Here is a 794-nt window from a genome sequence, read left to right as displayed (position 1 = left end):
CGATGTAGTCGACCTCCTCGGCACGGGCCAGCTCGGTCTCGCCGCCCTTGGTGCGCACCAGGACGCGGGCCTCGGCGAACGAGCCGTCCGGGTTGAGCGCCGTGTTGGCCTGCGCCTTGACGTACCTGTCCTCCTCGTCGGCGGTCAGGTAGTCGATCTGGTCGGTCACCTTGCCGTCGACGACCTTGCGGTACGGCGTCTCGACGAAGCCGAACGCGTTGAGCCGGCCGTAGGAGGCCAGCGAGCCGATCAGGCCGATGTTCGGGCCCTCCGGCGACTCGATCGGGCACATCCGGCCGTAGTGCGAGGGGTGCACGTCGCGGACCTCGAAGCCCGCGCGCTCACGGGACAGACCACCCGGGCCCAGCGCGTTCAGGCGCCGCTTGTGCGTCAGCCCGGCCAGCGGGTTGATCTGGTCCATGAACTGCGACAGCTGGGAGGTGCCGAAGAACTCCTTGATCGACGCCACCACCGGGCGGATGTTGATCAGGGTCTGCGGCGTGATCGCCTCGACGTCCTGCGTCGTCATGCGCTCGCGGACGACCCGCTCCATCCGGGCCAGGCCCAGCCGGACCTGGTTCTGGATGAGCTCGCCGACGCTGCGCAGACGCCGGTTGCCGAAGTGGTCGATGTCGTCGATCTCGACGATCACCTCGCCGCCGGCCCCGGGCATCGACTCCTCGCCCGCATGCAGGCGCACGATGTACTCGATCGTGGCGACGACGTCGTCCTCGGTCAGGGTGCCCTGCGTGATCTCCGAAGCCACCCCGAGCTTCTTGTTGATCTTGTAGCGA

General features: G+C 68.3%; 1 protein-coding gene. It reads right to left on the bottom strand.

Features of this window, described 5'->3' with window-relative positions:
- On the bottom strand, positions 1-794 hold a 794-nt coding region (locus Mco01_RS38745), incomplete at both ends, for an RNA polymerDNA-directed RNA polymerase subunit B (RefSeq protein WP_504739639.1).

Source organism: Microbispora corallina (assembly GCF_016863035.1).
Lineage (GTDB): Bacteria > Actinomycetota > Actinomycetes > Streptosporangiales > Streptosporangiaceae > Microbispora > Microbispora corallina.
The sequence above is the reverse complement of the archived record's forward strand: the minus strand, read 5'-3'. Positions and strand labels throughout refer to the sequence as shown.